17 protein-coding genes are annotated in these 22,545 nt (G+C 68.6%); 6 read left to right on the forward strand and 11 right to left on the reverse strand.

All coding sequences use genetic code 11. From position 1 onward, the window contains the following. Nucleotides 1-4 precede the first annotated feature (4 nt). From K225_RS0100135 to garD, 3 genes are all read left to right on the forward strand, one after another. Nucleotides 5-976, forward strand: a complete 972-nt coding sequence (locus K225_RS0100135) for a tripartite tricarboxylate transporter substrate binding protein (protein ID WP_051248534.1) — start codon at nucleotides 5-7, stop codon at nucleotides 974-976. Nucleotides 977-1,154: 178 nt separating this feature from the next. Continuing rightward, nucleotides 1,155-2,099: a 2-hydroxyacid dehydrogenase gene (locus tag K225_RS0100140; protein WP_026434510.1), complete on the forward strand. Its 945-nt coding sequence runs from the start codon at nucleotides 1,155-1,157 to the stop codon at nucleotides 2,097-2,099. A 22-nt stretch (nucleotides 2,100-2,121) separates the two neighbouring features. Further along, on the forward strand, nucleotides 2,122-3,699 hold the full coding sequence (gene garD, locus K225_RS0100145) for a galactarate dehydratase (RefSeq protein WP_034711441.1): 1,578 nt from the start codon (nucleotides 2,122-2,124) through the stop codon (nucleotides 3,697-3,699). Nucleotides 3,700-3,808: 109 nt separating this feature from the next. On the opposite strand, the gene K225_RS0100150 is transcribed toward garD, so the two are convergent. The 7 genes from K225_RS0100150 to K225_RS0100180 form a co-directional block, all read right to left on the reverse strand. Next, entirely contained in the window at nucleotides 3,809-4,702 is an 894-nt protein-coding gene (locus K225_RS0100150) for a DMT family transporter (RefSeq protein ID WP_051248536.1), read from the reverse strand. Between the two features lie 199 nt (nucleotides 4,703-4,901). Beyond that, on the reverse strand, nucleotides 4,902-6,380 hold the full coding sequence (locus tag K225_RS0100155; protein ID WP_051248537.1) for an efflux transporter outer membrane subunit: 1,479 nt from the start codon (nucleotides 6,378-6,380) through the stop codon (nucleotides 4,902-4,904). Further along, complete coding sequence (locus K225_RS0100160; protein WP_026434514.1) at nucleotides 6,380-9,514, reverse strand: efflux RND transporter permease subunit; 3,135 nt, start codon at nucleotides 9,512-9,514, stop codon at nucleotides 6,380-6,382. The genes K225_RS0100155 and K225_RS0100160 overlap by 1 nt, the downstream gene beginning before the upstream one ends. 834 nt (nucleotides 9,515-10,348) lie before the next feature. Further along, nucleotides 10,349-13,462 (reverse strand): multidrug efflux RND transporter permease subunit, encoded by a 3,114-nt coding sequence (locus K225_RS0100165; protein ID WP_026434515.1) that lies wholly within the window; start codon nucleotides 13,460-13,462, stop codon nucleotides 10,349-10,351. Nucleotides 13,463-13,495: 33 nt separating this feature from the next. After that, nucleotides 13,496-14,926, reverse strand: coding sequence for an efflux RND transporter periplasmic adaptor subunit (locus K225_RS20065; protein ID WP_081679558.1), 1,431 nt, complete (start codon nucleotides 14,924-14,926; stop codon nucleotides 13,496-13,498). 127 nt (nucleotides 14,927-15,053) lie between these two features. Beyond that, nucleotides 15,054-15,686 (reverse strand): LysE family translocator, encoded by a 633-nt coding sequence (locus K225_RS0100175; RefSeq protein ID WP_026434516.1) that lies wholly within the window; start codon nucleotides 15,684-15,686, stop codon nucleotides 15,054-15,056. Nucleotides 15,687-15,745: 59 nt separating this feature from the next. After that, nucleotides 15,746-16,378, reverse strand: coding sequence for an ATP-binding cassette domain-containing protein (locus K225_RS0100180; protein WP_026434517.1), 633 nt, complete (start codon nucleotides 16,376-16,378; stop codon nucleotides 15,746-15,748). Nucleotides 16,379-16,493: 115 nt separating this feature from the next. Between K225_RS0100180 and K225_RS0100185 the strand changes: the two genes are divergently transcribed. The 3 genes from K225_RS0100185 (at nucleotide 16,494) to K225_RS22400 (ending at nucleotide 18,277) form a co-directional block, all read left to right on the forward strand. Further along, nucleotides 16,494-16,862, forward strand: coding sequence for a hypothetical protein (locus K225_RS0100185; protein WP_026434518.1), 369 nt, complete (start codon nucleotides 16,494-16,496; stop codon nucleotides 16,860-16,862). Nucleotides 16,863-17,014: 152 nt separating this feature from the next. Further along, nucleotides 17,015-17,983 carry an MBL fold metallo-hydrolase gene (locus tag K225_RS0100190; RefSeq protein ID WP_026434519.1) on the forward strand — a complete coding sequence of 323 codons (969 nt, stop codon included), beginning with the start codon at nucleotides 17,015-17,017 and terminating at the stop codon, nucleotides 17,981-17,983. Nucleotides 17,984-18,106: 123 nt separating this feature from the next. Then, nucleotides 18,107-18,277, forward strand: coding sequence for a hypothetical protein (locus K225_RS22400; protein WP_167544072.1), 171 nt, complete (start codon nucleotides 18,107-18,109; stop codon nucleotides 18,275-18,277). A gap of 112 nt (nucleotides 18,278-18,389) precedes the next feature. Here K225_RS22400 and K225_RS0100200 read toward each other — a convergent pair whose 3' ends face one another. The 4 genes from K225_RS0100200 to K225_RS0100215 form a co-directional block, all read right to left on the reverse strand. Next, nucleotides 18,390-19,472 (reverse strand): XdhC family protein, encoded by a 1,083-nt coding sequence (locus K225_RS0100200; protein ID WP_026434520.1) that lies wholly within the window; start codon nucleotides 19,470-19,472, stop codon nucleotides 18,390-18,392. Between the two features lie 92 nt (nucleotides 19,473-19,564). Then, the gene (locus tag K225_RS0100205; RefSeq protein ID WP_026434521.1) at nucleotides 19,565-20,179 is read right to left on the reverse strand and encodes a CoxG family protein; all 615 of its coding nucleotides are present in this window, start codon (nucleotides 20,177-20,179) and stop codon (nucleotides 19,565-19,567) included. A gap of 39 nt (nucleotides 20,180-20,218) precedes the next feature. Next, nucleotides 20,219-21,460, reverse strand: a complete 1,242-nt coding sequence (locus K225_RS0100210; RefSeq protein WP_369794822.1) for a VWA domain-containing protein — start codon at nucleotides 21,458-21,460, stop codon at nucleotides 20,219-20,221. Further along, complete coding sequence (locus tag K225_RS0100215; protein WP_034711443.1) at nucleotides 21,453-22,463, reverse strand: MoxR family ATPase; 1,011 nt, start codon at nucleotides 22,461-22,463, stop codon at nucleotides 21,453-21,455. Before K225_RS0100215 ends, K225_RS0100210 begins: the two co-directional genes overlap by 8 nt. Nucleotides 22,464-22,545 lie beyond the last annotated feature (82 nt).

Here is a 22,545-nt window from a genome sequence, read left to right on the forward strand (position 1 = left end):
AACGATGTTCAACAAGCACCCGCTGCGCACCCTGTGCGTCCTTGCGCTGGCCGCCACGGCCACATTCACCCAGGCCCAGACCTGGCCAGCCAAGCCCCTCAAGATCGTGGTACCGTTTCCCGCCGGCGGCACCTCGGACGTGCTGGCCCGCCTGATCGGGCTGAAGCTGTCCGAATCCCTGGGGCAGCCCGTGGTGGTGGACAACAAGCCTGGCTCCAGCGGCAACCTGGGCGCCGACGCGGTGGCCAAGGCGGCCCCCGATGGCTACACCCTGCTGCTGACGGATGTGGGCAACCTCTCCATCGCCCCATCGCTGTACAAGCTGCCGTTCAACCTGGAAAGCGACTTCGCGCCGGTGACCATGGTCGCCTACTCCCCCCACCTGCTGGTCACCAGCAGCCAGGTGCCCGCCAACACCACCAAGGAGCTCATTGCCTGGGCCAAGTCCCAGAAGGGCAAGGTGAACTTTGCCGCCGCAGCGGGCATGGGCTCGGCCACGCACCTGGCCGGCGTGGTGTTTGCGCAGCGTGCCGGCCTGGACTGGGGCTATGTGCCCTACAAGGGCGGCGCCCAGGCCATGACCGACCTGATCGGCGGACAGGTGGACGTGACCTTCAACGGCATGGTGGCCACCTATCCGCATGTGAAGTCCGGCAAGATCAAGCTGATCGCCGTATCGAGCGCCAAGCGCAACACGGTACTGGGCGAGGTGCCCACCGTCGGTGAAACGCTGCCGGGCTTCCTGACGGGCAGCTGGCAAGGCCTTCTGGCGCCCGCCGGAACGCCGCAGCCCGTGGTGGACAGGCTCCATGAGGAGGTCCAGCGCATCCTGGCCATTCCCGAGGTCCGGGGCCGTCTGCAAGTGCTGGGCGCCGATCCCTACGACATGCCGCCTTCCCGGTTCAAGACCTGGCTGGGGTCCGAGGTCAAATCCATGGCCAAGGTGGTCAAGGACGGCAAGGTGACGCTGGAGTGACGCGTGCGGGCCGGCTCGCCACCGGCCCCGCCCGAATGAAACAAGCCAGCGCGCCGCCTGCCCCTCTGCCAGCGCGGCATCACATCCCACGGACAGCCCCTCTGCCAGCGCGGCATCACATCCCACGGACAGCCCCTCCGCCAGCGCGGCATCACATCCCACGGACAGCCCCTCCGCCATGAAACACCGCATCCTCCAGGCCGGACGCCTGCTGCCAGCGCTCGAAGCGCAGCTGGCCGCCGACCATGACCTGCACCGCCTCGCCGACGAGGCCGATCCCGACGCCTTCCTGGCGCGCCACGGCGCCGAATTCACCGGCCTGGTGACCTCGGCCGGCGGCGCCGGCGCCCCGACCGCGCTGATCGCCGCGCTGCCGCAGCTGCGCGTGATCTCCAGCTTCGGCGTCGGCCTGGACAAGATCGATCTGGCGGCGGCGCGTGCGCGCGCCATCGCCGTCGGCTACACACCCGACGTGCTCAACGACTGCGTGGCCGACACCGCTTTCGCGCTGATGCTCGACGTGGCGCGCCGCACCGCCGAGGCGGACCGCTTCGTGCGCGCCGGACGCTGGGCCGCCGGCGCCACCTTCGGCCTGGGCCGCAAGGTCAGCGGAGCGCGCCTGGGCATCGTCGGCCTGGGGCGCATCGGCCAGACCATCGCGCGCCGCGCCAGCGGTTTCGACATGGACGTGCGCTACCACAGCCGCCGCGCGGTGGCCGGCGTGCCCTGGGCGCACGAGCCGGCACTGGTGGAACTGGCACGCTGGGCTGACTACCTGGTCGTCATCACCGCCGGTGGCCCCGAAACCCGGCACCTGATCGATGCGGCCGTGCTCGACGCGCTGGGGCCGCGCGGCTACCTCATCAACGTGGCGCGCGGCTCCGTAGTCGACGAGGCGGCGCTGGTGCGCGCCCTGGCCGAGCGGCGCATCGCGGGTGCTGGCCTGGACGTCTTCGAGCACGAACCGCAGGTGCCGGCCGCGCTGCTGGCGCTGGACAACGTGGTGCTGCTGCCGCACATCGCCAGCGCCACCGAAGAGACCCGTCAGGCGATGGCCCGGCGCGTGCTGGACAACCTGGCCAGCTTTTATGCCACGGGGCAGCTGATCTCCGCAGCGGCCTGAGCCCCCCCTTTCCCACCGCCCCATGAACACTCCAGACTCCCACCCGCCGGCGCCCCACCCGGTGCTGATCCGCATGCACGCTGCGGACAACGTGGCCATCGTCGCCACCGACGGCGGCCTGCCCGCCGGCACCGCCCTGCCAGAAGGCCTGGTCCTGCGCGACAAGGTTCCCCAGGGCCACAAGGTGGCGCTGCACGACCTGGCCCCGGGCGATGCGGTGGTCCGCTACAACGTGCCGGTCGGCTACGCCCGGCAGGCCATCCCGGCCGGCAGCTGGGTGCATGAGCGGTTGCTCGACATTCCCGAGGCCCGCGCGCTGCAGGGCCTGCCCATGGCCACCCGGCCGGCCCCGGCGTGGGAGCCCCTCACTGGCCTCACCTTCGAGGGCTATGTGAATGCCGATGGCTCGGTGGGCACGCGCAACCTGCTGGCCATCACCACCACGGTGCAGTGCGTGGCCGGCGTGGTGGACGTGGCCACCCAGCGCATCCGCGACGAACTGCTGCCCCTGTACCCCCACGTTGACGGCGTGGTGGCGCTGGAGCACACCTATGGCTGCGGCGTGGCCATCGACGCGCCAGGCGCCGAGATCCCGATCCGCACGCTGCGCCACATCAGCCTGAACCCCAACTTCGGCGGCGAGGTGCTGGTGGTCAGCCTGGGCTGCGAGAAGCTGCAGCCCGAGCGCCTGCTGCCGCCGGGCAGCATTCCGGTGCAGGGCGACCGCAAGGCCGGCCCCGATGTCGTCTGCCTGCAGCACGAAGCGCATGTGGGCTTCATGTCGATGGTCGACGACATCGTGGCCCGTGCCCGCCCCCACCTGGAACGGCTGAATGCCCGCAAGCGCCAGACCGTGCCCGCCAGCGCGCTGGTGGTGGGCGTGCAGTGCGGCGGCAGCGACGCGTTCTCGGGCGTCACCGCCAACCCGGCGGTGGGCCACATGGCCGACCTGCTGGTGCGCGCGGGCGCGACGGTGATGTTCTCCGAAAACACCGAGGTACGCGACGCCGTCGAGCAGCTCACCGCCCGGGCGGCCTCGCCCCAGGTGGCCGAGGACATCGTGCGCGAGCTGGCCTGGTACGACGCCTACCTCGACCGCGGCCGCGTGGACCGCATCGCCAACACCACGCCGGGCAACAAGGCCGGCGGCTTGTCCAACATCGCCGAGAAGGCCATGGGCTCGATCATCAAGAGCGGCACGGCGGCCATCGCCAGCGTGCTGGCACCCGGCGACAAGCTGCGGCCCGACCAGAAGGGCCTGGTCTTCGCGGCCACGCCCGCCAGCGATTTCATCTGCGGCACGCTGCAGCTGGCCGCGGGCATGAACCTGCATGTATTCACCACGGGGCGCGGCACGCCGTATGGCCTGGCGGCCTGCCCGGTGGTGAAGGTGGCCACGCGCACCGACCTGGCGCGCCGCTGGCACGACCTGATGGACCTGAACGCGGGCCGCATCGCCGACGGCGAGATCACCATCGAGGAAGCCGGCTGGGAGCTGCTGCGCCTGCTGCTCGACGTGGCCAGCGGCCGCCGCACCTGGGCCGAGCACTGGAAGCTGCAGAACGCGCTGGTACTGTTCAACCCGGCACCGGTCACCTGACCAGCGAATTTGCGCATCCCGGCGCATTCCCACACAGAAGGCAGCGCATTCGCCACGAACAGATCCCCGGCAATCCCGGAAAAAGCCGTTGGAGAGGCCTGCCGCTACCCTACTTGCGCGCTAGCCACACCCCAAACACCGCCAGTCCCATGCCCACCAGCGCCAGGCCCGTGAGCGTCTCACCAAACAACGCCCAGGCAATCAGCGCCGTGGTGGGGGGCGTAAGGTAGAACAGGCTGGCCACGTTTACCGCGCTGCCTTGCCGAATCAGCACATTCAGCAAACTGACGGCCCCCAGCGACAGCACCAGCACCAGCCAGGCCAGCGCAAAGACAAAGGCACCCGTCCAGTGCACCTGCATGGTTTCGGTCTGGCTGGCCAGCAGCCAGGTGGCCGCCAGGCTTGGCACGAACTGAATGACCGAGCCGGTGCGCAAGTCAAACGTTGGACAGAACCGTTTCTGGTACAGCGTGCCCGCCGTGATGCCCAGCAGCGCCAATACGGCGGGCACCAGCATGGCCCACAGCGCACCGCCGGTGGTGACCGAAATGACCTTGTGCGCCACCACGAGCCCCACGCCCGCAAACCCGGTTGCCAGGCCAGCCCACTGGGTCGCACGCACCCGCTCACCCAAAAATGCCCCGGCGCCCAAGGCGGTCAGCACTGGCTGCAAACCCACCACCAGCGCCGTGACCCCCGCAGGCAAGCCGTGGCCGATAGCGATAAAGACGCCCCCCAGATACACCGCGTGGACCAGCAGGCCCGACATGCCAATGTGCAGCCATTGGCGGGGAGAGCGGGGCCAGGGGGCACGGGTCAGCAGGGCCAGTGCGCCCATGAGCACCAGCACCGCCCCATAGCGCAGGGAGAGAAAGGTGAGCGGCTCGGCATCGGGCAAGCCAAATTTGGCACCGATGAAGCCCGTGCTCCACAGCACGACAAAAAACAGGGGATACAGCGGGGTGAACCAACGGGCGGTGGTGGCAGAGGGCGTGGTGTTCATAAAGCGGGATTTTCAGGGGCTCAGGGCTGCAGTCCCATGGGCGGGGCTGGCACCTTCCTTCAGCCGTGGTGCAGCGCGCGTCACGCCTTCAACCTGGCAACGGCCGTTGAACGCGCTTGCCAGTGCGGTGATCGGTGTGCAAGGCGTGAGGACGCGGCGGGTCACTGCCATTTCTAGGTTTTTTCACACATTGCCCGATTCAGCCCGCACCCGTTGCTGCCAGCCCCCAGCTCCCCGCCACATTCTTGAGCAGCGCGTTCACTGCGGCGAGCCGCCGGTTGCGCACGTCGATCAGGCTGCGCTGGGCCGCCAGGACCGTGGTCTGAGCGCTCAGCACGTTCAGATAGCCCACGGTGCCTGCGCGGTACTGGTTGCCCACCACGTCGAGCGCGCGCTGGGCCGCCGCCACGGCCTCGGTCTGCCATTGCTGTTCCTGCGCCAGCGCGGCGGCTGCGGCCAGGTTGTCTTCCACCTCCTGCAGGGCCGTGAGCACGGTCTGGCGGTAGCTGGCGGCGGCCTGCTCGTTGGCGGCACGGGCCGCCTCCACCGCCGCGCTGCGGGCGCCACCATCGAACAGCGAAACGGCCAGGGCCGGTCCGAGCGACCAGAACAGGCTGGGGGCGCTGAGCAGGCTGGACAGCTCCGCGCCGCGGTAGCCCGCCGTGCCCGACAGCGTGAGCGCCGGAAAGAACGCCGCGCGCGCCACGCCGATCTGGGCATTGGCTGCGGCCACGCGGCGCTCGGCCGCGGCAATGTCGGGGCGGCGTTCCAACAGCTGTGACGGCAGCTGTGCGGGTACCACCGGGGGCGCCGGCAACGTGGCCGTGACGGGCAGGTTGAACGCCGCCGGCGCCTGCCCCACCAGCGCGGCCAGGGCGTGCTCCAGCTGGGCGCGGCTGGTTTCGGCTTCAAGCCGCTGCACCTGGGTGGATTTGTATTGCGCCTCGGCCTGGGCCACATCGGCGGTCGAGGCCACGCCGGCCTTCTGGCGGTTGCGTGTCAGCGCCCAGCTGCGCTCGTAGGCGGCCAGGGTCTCGCCCAGCAGTTGCGTCTGCAGCTCGGCGGCGCGCAGCGCGAAATAGGTCTGCGCGACGGTGGCCTGCACCGACAGGCGCATGGCGGCCAGGTCGTCGGCACTGGCCTGGGCGCTGGCGCGCGCCGCATCCACACTGGCAGCCACGCGGCCCCACAGGTCCAGCTCCCAGCTGGCGTTCAGGCCCAGGGCATGGCTGGTGCTGACGCGGGCGGTGCTGCTGCCGTCGGCCGCAGTGCTGCCGCTGCGCGCACGCCCGCTGCTGGCACTGGCGCCCAGCGCGGGCCACTGGCCGGCACTGCTGCCGGCCAGTGCGGCCTGTGCGGCGCGCAGGCGGGCCACGGACAAGGCAATGTTCTGGTTGCCGGCGGCGGCCTGCTGCTGCAAGGCATTGAGGGCGCTGTCGCCATACAGCGTCCACCACGCATCGGGCACGGCGCCACCAGGCTGCGCGGGCTGCCAGACACCGCCCTCGCTGGCGCTGGCAGCCTGCTTGTAGGCGGCTGGCACCGGCAGCGTGGGGCGTTCGTAGGGCGGCTGGGTGCTGCAGGCCGTGAGCAGTGCAGCGCTTACCAGCAACAATGCCTTCCAGCGCTTGCTGGAAATGCGCGAGCAGCTATCCAAACAGTAGTTATCAGGGGACATCAGGAATCTCCTTGCAGCGCGGGCGCCGGGCCGGCAGCCGGGTGGCGGCGCCAGCGTGCCCCGCCTTGCACGCGGCCGCTCAGCCGGTCCAGCGCCACATAGACCACGGGCGTGGTGTACAGCGTGAGCAACTGGCTCAGCAGCAGCCCGCCCACCACGGCAATGCCCAGGGGCTGGCGCAGTTCGGCGCCATCGGCCCGGTTCAACGCCAGCGGCAACGCACCAAAAATGGCGGCCAGCGTGGTCATGAGGATGGGCCGCAGGCGCAGGCTGCAGGCGCGGTAGATGGACTGGGCGGCCGTGATGTGCCCGGTGCGCTGCCGCACCAGGGCAAAGTCGATCATCATGATGGCGTTCTTCTTGACGATGCCGATCAGCAGGATCACGCCGATCAGCGCGATCAGCGAGAACTCGGTCTTGAACAGCATCAGCGCCAGCAGCGCCCCCACACCGGCCGAGGGCAGAGTGGAAAGGATGGTGAACGGGTGCACCAGGTCTTCGTACAGCATGCCCAGCACCAGGTAGATGGTGATGATGGCCGCCAGGATCAGCAGCGGCTGGCCCGCCAGCGCATCCTGGAACGCCCCCGCCGTGCCGCCAAAGGTGCCGCGCAGGCCCACCGGCACGCCCAGCTCGGCCACCGCGTTGTGCACCGCATCGGTGGCCTGCGACAGCGACACCCCCGGCGCCAGGCTGAAACTCACGGTGCTGGCCGGCGTGCCGCGCTCGTGGCTGACCGACAGCGGCGTATGGGTGGTGGTGATGCGCGCAAACGCGCTCAAGGGCACCTGCTGGCCCGCACTGTTCACAAAGAAGAAGCCGCGCAGCGTTTCGGGGCTTTGCAGGTAGCGCGGCGCGGCTTCCATCACCACCCGGTACTGGTTGAGCGGGTTGTAGATCACGCCCACCTGGCGCTGGCCAAAGGCATCGTTCAAGGTGGCGTCGATCTGCGCCATGGTCAGGCCCGCGCGCGTGGCGGCATCGCGGTCGATCACCAGCGTGGTCTGCAGGCCAAAGTCGGACACGTCGCTGTTCACGTCTTCCAGCTCGGGCAGCTGGGCCAGGGCCTGGCGGATGCGTGGCTCCCAGGTGCGCAGCTCGGCGATGTCGTCGGCCTGCAGGGTGTAGTCGTAAGAGGCGCTGCTTTGCCGCCCGCCGATGCGGATGTCGCGCTGCGGCACCATGAACAGGCGCGCGCCGGGCTCGTCCTTGAGCTGGGCGCGCAGGCGGGTGATGACGGCCTCGGAGGTTTCCCGCCCCGGCCCGCGATGGAGCGTCATGAACATCTGCGCGGCATTGCGCTGCCAGCCACCGGTGAACCCGGTGACATGCTCCACCGCCGGGTCGGCCTGCACGATGGCCAGAAAGCGCTGCAGCCGCTGCTCCATGGCCTGGTAGGACGTGGCCTGATCGGCCCGGATGAAGCCCGAGATGCGTCCCGTGTCCTGCTCGGGCATGAAGCCCTTGTCGATGGCGGTGTAGAGGGTCACGTTGAGCCCCACCACCCCCGCCAGCACCAGCAGCACCAGCGGCTGGTGGCGCAGGCACCAGGCCAGGCTGCGCCGGTAACCGCGCAGGCCCCGGGCCTCCAGGCCGTCCAGCCAGTGCGAGAACCATGCCCAACGGGACGCAACGGGTGTGCGAGCCACCGCGCTGTGCGGCCTGAGCAGCGCAGCGCACATCATGGGCGTGGTGGTGAGCGACACCAGCAGCGACACCAGGATGGCCGCTGCCATGACGATGGAAAACTCGCGGAAAAACCGCCCCACGATGCCGCCCATGAACACGATGGGCACGAACACGGCGATCAGCGACAGGCTCATCGACACCACGGTGAAACCGATCTCGCGCGCGCCGTCGAGCGCGGCCTGCAGCGCCGTCTTGCCGCGCTCCATGTGGCGCATGATGTTTTCCAGCACCACGATGGCGTCGTCCACCACGAAGCCGGTGGCGATGGTCAGCGCCATGAGCGAGAGGTTGTCGAGCGTGTAGCCCGCCAGGTACATCACGCCGAACGTGCCCGCCAGCGACACCGGCACGGCCACGGCGGGGATGATCGTGGCGCGCCCGTTGCGCAGGAACAGGAACACCACCAGGACCACCAGCGCCACGGCAATCAGCAGGGCGCGCTCCACTTCCTTGACCGAGGCGCGCAGCGTGGGCGTGCGGTCGGAAACGATCTGCACGTCAATCGCGGCCGGGATCGACGCCTTGAGCTGCGGCAGCAGTGCACGCACGCGGTCCACCGCCTCCAGGATGTTGGCGCCCGGCTGCTTGTACACCTGTAGCAGCACCGCCGGCTTGCCGTTGGCCACGCCAAAGTTGCGCACGTCCTGCACCGAGTCGGTCACCTCGGCCACATCGGCCAGGCGGATGGCATTGCCGTTCTGCCAGCGCAGCACCAGCGGCGCATAGTCGGCGGCCACGCGCGCCTGGTCGTTGGCGCCGACTTGCCAGTAATGGTCTTCGCGCTCCACCGCGCCCAGCGGGCGGTTGGCGTTGGTGCTGCTGATGGCGCCACGCACCTGCTCCAGCGACACGCCATTGGCCGCCAGCCGCACGGGATCGAGCGACACGCGCACGGCGGGCAGCGCCCCGCCACTCACGGTGGCCTGGCCCACGCCCTCGACCTGCGAGAGCTTTTGCGCCAGCACGGTGGAGGCCGCGTCGTACATCTGCCCGCGCGTGTGCGCGCTGGACGTGAGCGCCAGGATCATGATGGGCGCGTCGGCCGGGTTCACCTTGCGGTAGGTCGGGTTGCTGGGCATGCCCGTGGGCAGCAGCGTGCGCGCGGCGTTGATGGCGGCCTGCACGTCACGCGCGGCGCTGTCCACGTCGCGGCTCAGGTCGAACTGCAGCGTGATGCTGGTGCTGCCCAGGATGGAGCGCGAGGTGATCTCGTTGACCCCGGCGATGGCGCCCAGCGAACGCTCCAGCGGTGTGGCCACGGTGGCAGCCATGGTGTCGGGACTGGCGCCGGGCAGGCTGGCGCTGACCGAGATGGTGGGGTAGTCCACCTGCGGCAGCGGGGCGACGGGCAGGAGGAAGTAGGACACCGCGCCCACCAGGGCCAGGCCCAGGGTGAGGAGTGTGGTGGCGATGGGGCGGTGGATGAAGGGGGTGGAGAGGCTCATTTTGTGCCTCTCTTGAAGTGTTTTTTGGCTCTGGTGCTTTTTGTGCTTGCGCTAGAAGCTATGTTTTTGGAAGCTTGCTGTGTGCTTGTGCGTGGGGTGGAGGCCGGGGTGTGCGCCCGGCGGCGCAGTAACTTTCTTTTGCTTCGCCAAAAGAAAGTCACCAAAGAAAAGGCGACCCTGCTGTGCGTGTCCCCTTCGCTGCGCTGCGGGGCAACCTGTGGTGCTCGGTCATGGGGCGTGCCGCAGAACTCACTGCGCGCCTGTGGCGCTCCGTTCAAACAACTGCGGCAAGTCAGTTCACGAAGGCGTGTGTCCTTCGGCACACGCCCGCCCCACGCCCTGCGCTCCTCGGCACGCACAGAAGGGAACCCGGGGGGCGGAGATCCACACGGGCCATCGCTGCGCTCGGCCCCACCTCGCGGGCGCAAGCGCCTCGCGCTGCGCAACCTGGGCCGAGCGCAGCGATGGCCCGAATGGCTGTTTGGATGTTCGGCCATCCACCCCATCTGGCTGCGCCTGCGGCGGGGCGGTTGCGGGGTGGCATGCGCGCCAGTGCGCGCATGCTTCGTCAACTGACTCGCCGTGGTTGTCCGAGCGGCGCGCGCAGCGCAAAGCGAGTTCCACGGCGCACCCCGCAACCGCACCGACGCAGGTTTGCCCCCACGCACCGCGTGGGGGTCGCAGACTGTGGGTCGCCTTTCTTTTGGGCACTTTTCTTTGGCGAAGCAAAGAAAAGTACCTCGCCCGCCGGGGCGAGACCCGGCCTCCGCCCCCTGCACAAGCACACAACCCGCTTCCAAAGTAATAACTGTCAGCGCAGATAAAACAAACGCTTCAGGCACTTTTCACCCCAACCCGATTACGCCACCGCCCCGCCCACCCCTCGAACGTCAGATAAATCACCGGCGTGGTAAACAAAGTGAGCAACTGGCTCACGATCAGCCCCCCCACCATCGTCACCCCCAGCGGATGCCGCAACTCACTGCCCACCCCGCCGCCCAGCATCAACGGCAAAGCCCCCAGCAAGGCCGCCAGCGTCGTCATCACAATCGGCCGGAACCGCAGCAGGCAGGCCTGGTAGATCGCCTCGCGCGCGGGCAGCCCCTGCTCGCGCTGCGCCTCCAGCGCAAAGTCGATCATCATGATGGCGTTCTTCTTGACGATGCCGATCAGCAGCACGATGCCGATCACCGCCACGATGTCGATATCCAGCCCCGCCAGCCCCAGCGCCAGCAGCGCCCCCACGCCCGCCGACGGCAGGGTGGAGAGGATGGTGACCGGGTGGATCGTGCTCTCGTACAGCACCCCCAGCACGATGTACATCGTCACCACCGCCGCCAGGATCAGCAGCAGCGTGGAAGGCAGCGAAGCCTGGAACGCCAGCGCCGCGCCCTGGAAGTTGGTGTCCACCGACAGCGGCAGCGAGCCCGCCGCGCGCGCCGCTGCCTGCTCGGCCTGGATGGCCTTCACGGCATCGCCCAGCGCCACGCCCGGCGCGGTGTTGAACGAGAGGGTGGCCGCGGGCAGCTGCCCCACATGGTTCACGGCCAGCGGCATGGGGCGCTCTTCGATGCGGGCCACCGACGACAGCGCCACCGGCTTGCCCGCGCTCGAGGTGACGTAAATGCTGCTGAGCGCCTCGGGCCCCAGCTTGAACTGCGGCGCCACCTCCAGCACCACGCGGTACTGGTTGGACTGCGTGAAGATGGTGGAAATGAGGCGCTGGCCAAAGGCGTTGTAGAGCGCCGTGTCGATGCCCGCCACCGTCACCCCCAGGCGGCTGGCCTGGGCGCGGTCGATCTGCACAAAGGCCTGCAGGCCCTGGCTTTGCAGGTCGCTGGCCACGTCGGCCAGCTGCGGCAGCGCGCGCAGGCGCTGCACCAGGTCGGCGGTGCTGGCCTGCAGCTGGGCCCGGTCGGGTGACGAGACCAGCAACTGGTACTGCGTGCGCGCCACGCGGTCTTCGATGGTGAGGTCCTGCACGGGCTGGGCATACAGGCGGATGCCGGGCAGGTCGCGCGTGGCATCGGCCAGGCGGCGCAGCACCACGGGGGCGCGGTCGCGCTCGGCGTGGGGTTTCAGGTCGATGAGCAGGCGGCCCGTGTTCAGCGTGGCGTTGGTGCCATCCACGCCGATGAAGGACGACACGCTTTTCACGGCCGGGTCGTGGAGGATGCGCCCGGCCAGTTGCTGCTGGCGCTCGGCCATGGCGGCGAACGAGACGGACTGGTCGGCCTCGGTGGTGGCCTGCAGGGTGCCGGTGTCCTGCACTGGAAAGAAGCCCTTGGGCACCAGCACATACAGCGCCACGGTGAGAGCGAGCGTGGCCGCAAACACCAGCCAGGTCAGCCCGCGGTGGTTCAGCACCCACTGGAGCGCACGGCCATACAGGGCAATGGTGCGGTCAAAGAACCGGCCCGTGGCCTGGTAAATGCGGCCATGGCTTTCTTCGGGCGTGTGCCGCAGCAGGCGCGCGCACAGCATGGGCGTGAGGGTGAGCGACACCACGGCCGACAGCAGGATGGCCACGGCCATGGTGATGGCGAATTCATGGAACAGCCGTCCCACCACGTCGCCCATGAACAGCAGCGGAATCAGCACCGCAATCAGCGAAATGGTCAGCGAGATGATGGTGAAGCCGATCTGCCTGGCGCCCTGGAGTGCGGCCTGCAGCGGTGGCTCGCCCTGTTCCACATGGCGGGCGATGTTCTCGATCATCACGATGGCGTCGTCCACCACGAAGCCGGTGGAGATCGTCAGCGCCATCAGCGTGAGGTTGTTGATGGAAAAGCCCGCCAGGTACATCACGCCAAACGTGCCCACCAGCGACAGCGGCACCGCAAGGCTGGGGATGAGCGTGGCCGAGGCGCTGCGCAAGAAGACAAAGATCACCGCCACCACCAGGCCGATGGCCAGGGCCAGCTCGACCTGCATGTCTTTCACCGAGGCGCGGATGGTGGTGGTGCGGTCGGTCAGCACTTGCACATCCAGCGATGCGGGCAGCGTGCCCTGCAGCTGGGGCAGCAGCGCCTTGAGGCGGTCCACCGTCTCGATGACGTTGGCGCCGGGCTGGCGGCGGATGTTGAGGATGACACCGGCCCTGGAACCCGTCTCGGGCGTGCCCGCCCAGGCGGCCAGGCGGGTGTTCTCGGCCTCGTCCACCGCCTGCGCCACGTCGCTCAGGCGGATGGGGTTGCCGTTCTTGAAGGCCAGGACCAGATCGCGGTATTCCTGCGCCGACTGCAACTGGTCGTTGGCATCGATGGTCGAGGCCCGCGCCGGGCCATCAAAGCCCCCCTTGGCCTGCTTGACGTTGGCCGCCGCGATCACGGTGCGCACATCCTCCAGCGTAAGGCCCAGGCTGGCCAGCGCCGTGGGGTTGGCCTGGATGCGCACGGCCGGCCGGCGCCCGCCCGCGATCGCCACCAGCCCCACGCCCTTGACCTGCGAGAGCTTGGGCGCCAGGCGGTTTTCCACCAGGTCATTCAGGCGGATGACTGACAGCGAGGGCGAGGTGATGGCCAGCGTGAGCACGGGCGCATCGGCCGGGTTGACCTTGCTGTAAAGCGGCGGCATGGGCAGGTCATTCGGCAGCAGGTTGCTGCCTGCGTTGATGGCGGCCTGCACCTGCTGCTCGGCCACATCCATGGACATGTCGAGTGCAAAGCGCAGCGTGATGACCGAGGCCCCACCCGAGCTGGTGGACGACATCTGGGCCAGGCCCGGCATCTGGCCCAGCTGGCGCTCCAGCGGCGCGGTAACGTTGGAGGTCATCACATCGGGGCTGGCACCGGGGTACAGCGTGGTGACCTGGATGGTGGGGTAGTCCACCTCGGGCAGGGCCGAGATAGGCAACTGCCGGTAGGCCAGCAAGCCAGCAATCAGCAAGGCCACCATCAGCAGCGAGGTGGCGATGGGGCGCAGGATGAAGATGCGCGAGAGATTCATGGCAGCGTTGCCCGCAAGGCGCGGTGCATGGTCTTAGCGCGAAGCAGCGGGAGCGGGAACGGGAGCAGATGCGGTGGCCGCAGCGCCAGAAGCGGCCGATGCCGGCGGCGCAGCCCCGCCGGCCTGCTGGCGGCGGGCACGCAGGAAAGCACGGCGCTCGTCGGGCGACATGGTGGCCAGCTTGTCGCGCTCGGCCGGCGTGAGGCTGCGCAACAGGGCTGCACGGCGCGCGCCAGCGTCCTGCGCGGCCTCGTCGGCGCGGGCGGCCACACCGGCATCGATCACGGCCACCTTGGCACCTTCGCGCAGGCGATCGATGCCGTCGGTCACGACCTGGTCGCCGTCGTTCAGCTCGCCCTCGACGCTGACCCGGCCGCCATCGGCCACACCCACGCGGATGCGCCGCTGCGTCACGGTGCCATCCGGCTGCACCAGATAGACGTAGTTGTTCTGCACCGCCGTGCCGGGCACGGTGAGCACGTTCGGCAGCACATCGAGCTGCAGGCGCACATTGACGAACTGGTTGGGAAACAGCCCGCCGTCCTCGTTGGCGAACGACGCCTTCACCTTGATGGTGCCGGTGGTGGGGTCGATGGCGTTGTCGAGCGCGCTCAGGCGCCCGCTTGCCAGGCGCCGCTTTTGCTCGCGGTCCCACAGCTCCACGGGCAGATCGGCACCTTCGGCCAGGCGCCGGGTGATGGACGCCAGGTGCGCCTCGGGCACCGCAAAGGCCGCATCGATGGGCTGCACGAGGTTGATGGTGGCGATGCCATTGGCATCCGACGGGCCGACCACGTTGCCCCGGTCGGCCTGGCGCAGGCCCAGGCGCCCGGCAATGGGCGCGGTAATGCGCGTGTAGCCCAGCTGCAGGCGCGCGGCATCCACCTGCGCCTGGCCGGCGGCCACGGCGCCTTCGAGCTGGCGCACCAGGGCCGCCTGCGTGTCCACCTGCTGGGTGGCGATCGAATCCTGGGCCAGCAGGTCCTTGTAGCGCTGCAGATCGAGCTGCGCGTTGCGCAGCAGGGCCTGGTCGCGCTGCAGGCTGCCTTGCACCTGGCCCAGCGCGGCCTGGTAGCTGCGCGAATCGATCTCGGCCAGCAACTGGCCCACCTTGACCTGCTGGCCTTCCTTGAAGTGCAACGCCATCAGCTCGCCACCAACCTTGGCCCGCACCACCGCCGTGGCACGCGCGCTCATGGTGCCGATGGCCTGGACCATCACGCGCACATCCTGGCGCCGCACCACGCCCACCGACACCGGCTGCACCTGCCCGCCGGCGCTGAAGCGCCCCGGCGCACGCGCAGCAGGCGCGGCCCCATCGGTGGCCGTGTTGCGCTGCTGCCACCACCAGCCGCCGCCCGCGGCCAGGGCGATCACGATCAACAGCAGTCCCCACCACAGTGCGCGGCCACTCTGGCGCAGGGTAGGCCGCAGGGGAAGGCAGTGGGAACGGTGGGGCAGCATGGGACGGCGCAGAGTGAAGTCGGGCTATGGTAGCCACGCCCCGCCGTCTCTGCCCGGAATTTACGGTGGCTTTACCTTGGTATTACCGGCCATCGCTGGCCAGGCCACCAGGCGCTGGCGCGCCAGGTTAGCGGTTGGTGGCCAGCAACAGGCCGCCCGCCCCCATGAAGAACCCGCCCGTGGCCTTGTTCAGGCGCACCACCCCGCGCGAGCTGCGAATGAACCGGCGAATCTGCCGCCCGCCCGTCGCATACACGGCGGTCGCGACAAACTCGCTGGCCAGGTAGATCGAGCCCAACACGAAAAACTGCCGCGCAGCAGGCTGCGCCGGATCGATGAACTGCGGAAAGATGGCCGCAAACAAAATGATGGCCTTGGGGTTGGTGATGCCCAGCAGGAACTCCTGTGCAATCAGCGCGCGCAACTTCACGGGCGCGCCGCTGGTTACCGCCCCCTCGCCCTCGACCACGGCCAGCCCGCTGAACTCGCGGCTGCGCCAGGCCCGCCAGCCCAGCCAGAAAAGATAGCAGGCCCCCACCCATTTGACCGCCGTGAAGGCGGCCTCGGAGGCCAGCAGCATGGCGCCCAGACCCACCGCGGACACCGCAAGAAAAATGGCGAAAGCCGCGACCCGCCCCAGGGTGGCGACCAGAGCCGCGCCCACGCCCGCACGAATGCCATTGTTCAACCCGCAGAAATTGTTGGGCCCGGGCGTCAGTGAAATGGCCACGGCCACCGGCACAAAGAGAAGAGCGTCCATGGCGGATCCTGGGAGATGAAGACGAAAAAGCGCAAGTCTATCCCTGTCGCGCCAGAACATCACGCAGCGGGCAGATCCACCACCAGCCCCCACGGCACACCCGCCAGCGCTTCGTGGTGGGCCACCACGACGATGCGGGTTGTCTGTGCAGCCAACCGGGCCAGCACCTGCGTGAGGTAAGCCACCGAGGGCTTGTCCAGACCGGCGACGGGCTCATCGATGAGCGTGAGCAGCGCGCCCGATGCGAACGCCCCCGCCATGAGCACCTTGCGCCGGCTGCCTGCGGAGAGCGCATACAGCGGTTTGTCCAGGTGGGGGTGCAGCAAAAAACCGGCGATATGCGCCTCCAGCGTGGCAGCATCCCAGGCCGCATGCTGCTGCAGCAAACGGGCATACCACCCGCGCGCCGTCAGTTCATTGAGCGCATCCGAGCGCGGATCGGCCCAGAACACCTGCGCTCGACAGGCGTCAGGGGCGGTCTGCCGGTCCAGCCCCGCCAGCACCAGCCGGCCCGCCTGCGGCGCAAGCTCGCCGGCCAGCAGCCGCAGCAGCGTGGTCTTGCCGCAGCTTTCGTCCCCGCGCACCAGCGTGAGCCCTGCAGACAGGGTGGCGTGAAAATGGTCCAGCAAGGCGCGGTGTGGGTAGCCAAAAGACAGGCCCTGGATCTGCAAGACAAGCGGTGAGTGGGTCATGGCAATGGGCGAGGACATCCCGGGAGGGTACCAGCGCTCCATCGGAAAGTGGCCACGCCGGGCATCTTGCCGCGGTGCACGACAATCCGGCAACGTTCCCTGCCCTTTCATCGCCATGCCCCTGCGCTACCTCGATTTCGATTTCAGTGAAGACGCCGAAGGCACCGGCAGCTTCGATGCCATGGCCAGCGTTCTACCCACGCAAGTGTCCGCTTTGCAGGCCGAAATCAGCGCCGTGCTGGCCTGGGCGCACCGGCACTGGCCCGATGCCTGCGGCCCCGCGGAAGACGGGGGTGCATGGCAATACGACCTGCAAGGTGCACAGGAGGTCAGCACGCCGCTGGTGCTGGAGTTTGATGTGGCCTCCAGCCAACTGCGCACGGTGGCGGGCAACCCGGTGCCACCGCGGACCACCATCACCCTGACGATCAGCGGACATGCCGACTTCTGTACGGCCTTGCGCGCAGCCTTCGAAATCGATTAGCCAGCGGACGAAGCACCAGAAAACACAGGGTTAACACCGGTTATCGACCAAAGACCCCAGATTGCCAACAGGTTCGCGCACGGAACACCTTTGATCGTGCCGGTGGCGCTACATTTTCGACTCACTGGTTCAACCCAATACTGGAGAGTTTCATGCTGTCACGCCGCCACTTCCTGGGCGCAAGCCTGGCCACCACCGTTTACGCAGCGGGCTCTTTTGTCCCTGTCTGGGCCCAGAACGCGCCTGATTTCGGCACGCCCACCCTGCCCGGCCCCGGCTTTCGCCGCATGAAGGTGGGCGATGTGGAGGTGATTGCGCTGAACGACGGTGTCACGCGCCGCCCGCTGAGGGAAGAGTTTGTCAAGAACGCGCCCCTGGCCGGAGTGCGCTCCCTGCTGGCATCCCAGGGCCTGCCTACGGACTACATCGACGTGCCCTACACACCCTTCCTCGTGGTGGCGGGTGCACGCAAGATCCTTATCGATACCGGCCTGGGCGAGTTTGGCGGCCCCACCACGGGCAAGCTGCTGGCAAACCTGCGGGCAGCAGGCCTGCAGGCGGCCGACATTGACACGGTGCTGATCAGCCATTTCCATGGCGACCACATCAACGGCCTGCGCAACAAGGCGGGTGAATGGACCTTTCCCAAGGCCAAGGTGCTGGTGCCCGCCGCCGAGCACGCCTTCTGGATGGACGATGCCCGCATGGCCGCAGCTCCCGCAGGCATGAAGGGCGCGTTCGAGAACGTGCGCCGCACCTTTGCCACCATGCCCGCCGACACGCTGGTGCAGTTTGCTGCGGGGGCCGAAGTGGCACCCGGCATCCAATCGGTGGCGGCCTATGGCCACACGCCCGGACACACCTTGTTCGAACTGAACTCGGCCGGCCAGAGTTTCTTTTATGTGGCGGACCTGACCAATGTGCCGGCCCTGTTCGCCCGCAATCCCGACTGGGCCGTGGCCTTTGACATGGATGCCGAAGCCGCCCGCAAGGTGCGCCGCGAGATGTTCCAGCACATCACGGCCCGCAATGCCATGCTGGGCGGCTTCCATTTCCCGTTCCCGGCGTTGGGGCGCATGGCGGCCTCGGGCAATGGCTATGCCTTCCAGCCTGCGGCCTGAAGCGCAGCCCAGCCGTTCCGGCATCGCCCTGCTCCTGTGGTGGTCCAACGCAGGTCCGCCGAAGAGCCCCGATTTCGGCTGTGGCCTAATATCCCCCTTTTTCCACTCCCTCAGAGACCTACCATGGGCAACAAGATCGTCACCGAAGCAGACCGCAAGCACACCCCCCAACCCAAGCCCATGCCCGGCGTGAGCCTGCCCACGTCTGGCCGTGGTCAGCGCGTCAGCCTGGAGCGTGGCGTGGCTACGCGCAGCAAGAAGAACCCCGGCAAGCGCTCCAAGAAGGGCGGCTGATCGGCCCAATGGCCCCACGGGGCCACTGCGAAAACAAGCCCTCTTCGGAGGGCTTTTTTCTGGGCGCCACGCAGTGCAGCTCTGCGCATGGCCCCTGGCACACCCGCAATGCCTAGCGCACACCGCAGATCAACGCCCCAGGGTCGTTGGGCTGCACCTCGCGGGCCTGCTTGGCCTGGGCTACCGCCATGTCGCGCGGCAGGGTCACGCCGTTCTTGACCGCCAGGATTTCCGCCATCACGCTCACGGCGATCTCGGGAGGGGTCTTGCTGCCGATGTAGATACCGATGGGGCCACGCAAGCGCGCAAGGCTCTGCGGCGTCTGGTCAAAGTGTTCGATCATGCGGGCCCGGCGCGCCTCGTTGTTGCGGCGCGAGCCGATGCCGCCCACATAGAACGCATCGGTGTTCAATGCCTCCAGCAGCGCCAGGTCGTCGAGCTTGGGATCATGCGTGAGTGCCACCACGCAGCTGCGGCGATCGGGCTTGAAGGCCAGCACCACATCGTCGGGCATGTCGCTCAGCACGGTGGCGCCGGGCACACCCCAGCTGCCCCGGTATTCCTCGCGCGGATCACACACCGTCACCGCAAAGCCGTTGAACAGGGCCATGGTCGCCAGGTACTCGGCCAGCTGGCCCGCGCCGATCAGCAGCATGCGGTATTCGGGCCCGAAGGTGTTGGTGAGCTGCACCGCATCCACCACCAGGTCGCCGGGGGCATCGGCCAACGACAGGGTGACGCCGCCATCGGCCAGGCGCACGCTGCGCCGCATCAGCCGGCCCGCTCCGAGCGCCGCGACCAGCTCGGCCAGGCTGGCCGGATCGGGGTCGTACTCCAGCAGCAACTCCAGCGTGCCGCCGCAGGGCAGGCCGAAGCGGTGCGCCTCGTCGGCAGAAACGCCATATTTGACGAAGGACGGCGGGCCGCTGGGAATGCGGTGGTCCGCATCGGGGGGCGCATCGGCGGACGGCGCAGCCTGCGCATAGGCCCGCGTGTGCCGGTCCATCAGGTCGTCCTCGATGCAGCCGCCCGACACCGAGCCCACCACCGCGCCGTCTTCGCACAGCGCCATGATGGAACCCACCGGCCGGGGCGACGAGCCCCAGGTGCGCACCACCGTAGCCAGGAGCGCACGCCGCCCCGCCGCCCGCCAGTCCTGCAGCGTGCGCAGCACCATCACATCCAGGTTTTCCATGGTTCACCCATCCATCAAGATTGCTAGCGGCGTGAAACACTGCACTCAATTCAAGGCCCTGCAAACGGGTACACCCCAGGCCAGCCTGGAAGTCAAGTCAGCCACCACGCTAACAGCACCAGCACCACCGCGCCAGCCACCCACACCCAAACCGGGATGCCCGCGGGGGGATGGCCATCACCCGCCCTTGCATCGCGCAATTGGTCGTATTCCGACGGCACCGTTTCCGCCGCATCGTCACGCGGGTAGCGCCGCTGCATCTCGTCGTCAAAACGCTGGAAGAAGTCTTCGGCCATGCCCTTGGCGGCGCCGTCGATCAGGCGCTGGCCCAGCTGGGCAATCTTGCCGCCCACGCTGGCTTGCACGGTGTAGTTCAGCTCGCAATTCTCCTGTCCTGCGCCATCGGCTGGCAATGGCACCAGCAAGACCCGCGCATGGCCCTTGCCAAAGCCGGCCACGCCGCCCGAACCATCAAAGGCGATGGTGTAGCTCTCGGGCGGCACGATGTCGGCCAGCGTGATCTTGCCCGTGAATCTGGCCGACACGGGGCCGATCTTGACGGCCATGGCCACGGCGTACCGGTGCTCCCCCGTGGGCTCGACCTTGTCACAGCCGGGGATGCACCGCTTGAGCACCTCGGGGTCGTTGAGCGCATCCCAGGCCTGTTGCTGGCTGACGGCAAGGGTGCGGGTGGCTTGCATTTCCATGGCGGGTTCCTCTCGTGTTTTTCGTTTCTCTGAAATCGGTCATTGCCGGAGCAAGGTGGCCAGGCTGGCCGCCAGGCCCTGCAAGCGGCTGAGGTTGTGCACGGCCACCATGCCATGGGCCTGGCGGTGCAGCTCGGCCGCACCCCGCGCCGTGGGTGCGTAGCCCTCAAAGCGCAGCAGCGGGTTGAGCCATAGCAGCCGGCCTGCGTGGCGGCGCAGCCAGCCCAGCTCCTGCGCCAGCACCTCGGGCGTGCCCGTATCCAGCCCGTCGCTGATGAGCAGCACCAGCGTGCGCCGCCCCACCAGCCGCCGGGCATGCTGCGCGCGCAGCTGGGCCAGGCTCTCGCCCATGCGGGTGCCACCGGCAAAGTCGTGGATGGCATGGCTGGCCGCCTGCAGCATGGCATCGGTGTCGGCCAGGCGAAAGGCGGGCGTGAGGTCGGTCAGGCCCGTGCCAAAGGCAAACACATCGCGGCGCACGACGGCACCCGTGTGGCGCGGCGCGGTGGCAGCGTGCAAGAAGGCCAGCAGCAGGCGCGCATAGCGCTCCATGGAACCGGACACATCCACCAGCACCAGCAGCGGCAGGGCTTGCTGGCGCCGCTGCAGCCAGGGCACACGCAGCACCTCGCCACCGCTGCGGGCGGCCAGGTGCATGGCGCCCGGCCAGTGCGGGCGGCTGCCGCGCAGGCCCGGGCGGGTGCGGCGGGCGGCGTAGCGCGGCAAAGGCAGGGGGATGTCGCGCGCCAGGCGCTCCACCAGCAGGTACTCGCTGGCCGAGAGCTGGTTGAAGTCGGCCTGGCGCAGGCGTTGCAGGTCGCTGGACGTCATGGCGGCGTCGAAATCCACCTTGTCGTCCTCGCGCGGCGGTGGTGCGTTGCGGGCGGCATGCACGGGTGCCAGGGCTTCGCTGACGCGGGGGCGGCGCCTGGCGGGCTCGGCCCTGGATTCGGCACTGGGCAGCATCTGCGCGAGCAGCTTTTGCGCCACGTCGGGGTTCTTGAAGTAGGCGTCGAACAGCTCGCGGAACACCATGCGATCCTGCTCGCGGCTGACCAGCACGGCCTCCAGCGCGGCGCTGAAATCCTCGCGCCGCAGGCCCACCAGCATCACCGCCTGCTGGGCCAGGGCCATGCGCGCGGCGTCCACGCGCACACCGGCGCGGCGCAGGGTGCGGCCAAAGCCGCTCAGGTTGTCGGCCAGCTTGCCGGTACGGGCATCGCCCAGCTGCGATATCGGGGAGATCGTTGCGCCCTGCGCCATGGCCAGGCCTTCATGCATCGGCGGGCTGCAGCAACAGCACCGCCATGTCGCGCGTGAGCGCCGCCACGTCCTCGCGCTGCTTGAACAAGATGCCGGCGGTGTCCGACACCACCTCCGGGTCTACCACGATGGTGTCCAGCGCCACCAGCGCCTTGGCCCATTCCACGCTCTCGGCTATGCCGGGGGCGCGCTGAAAAGCGTTGGCAAAGGGCTGGCTGCGCAGGCGGCCCACAAACTCGGCCACCTGGGTGGCCAGCGCTTCGCTGGCGCCCGGCACCTGGGCACGCACGATGGCCAGCTCGCGCTCGCGCTCGGGGTAGTCGAGCCAGTGGTAAAGGCAGCGGCGCTTGACGGCGTCGTGCAGGTCGCGCGTGCGGTTGCTGGTGAGAATGGTGACCGGCGTGGCCGTGGCGCGCACGGTGCCGATCTCGGGGATGCTGACCTGGTACTCGCCCAGGTATTCGAGCAAGAAGGCCTCGAAGGGCTCGTCGGCGCGGTCCACCTCGTCAATGAGCAGCACGGCGCCGGGCGCTGGGGCCTGCAGCGCCTGCAGCAGGGGGCGGCGGATAAGGTAGCGGTCCTGGTACACCTCTGCCTCGATATCGCGCAAGGCGCCAGCTGTGGTGACTGCCGAGCCGCCGCCGGGCCGCCCCAAGGCGGCGAGCGCCCCCTCGGGGGGCAGCGAGGACACGCCAGTGCCGAGCGTGGGGGGCGACAGTTCAGCCGCGCGCATGTGCAGCAACTGGGCGGCGTAGTTCCACTCGTACAGCGCCTCGCGCTGCTCCAGGCCGTCGTAGCACTGCAGGCGGATCAGGCTGCGCGCCAGCACCTTGGAGAGCGCCTGCGCCAGCGCCGTCTTGCCCACGCCGGGCTCGCCCTCCAGCAACAAGGGCCGCTGCAGCCTGAGCGCCAGGAACACCGCCGTGGCCAGGCGCCGGTCGGCAAAGTAGCCCACGCCCTGCAAGGCATGCACCAGGGCGTCGATGGAAACCGGGACTGGTGCGGCGATAGACGAATTCATTGCTACTTCATTAATAGCTTTTAGTGCTTATTTCATAAGCACCAGAGGTCAATTTGATCCAACTTACCGCGAAGAAAAAGCA

Origin of the sequence: Acidovorax sp. JHL-9 (genome assembly GCF_000426205.1) — a bacterium.
Taxonomy (GTDB): Bacteria; Pseudomonadota; Gammaproteobacteria; order Burkholderiales; family Burkholderiaceae_C; genus Acidovorax; species Acidovorax soli.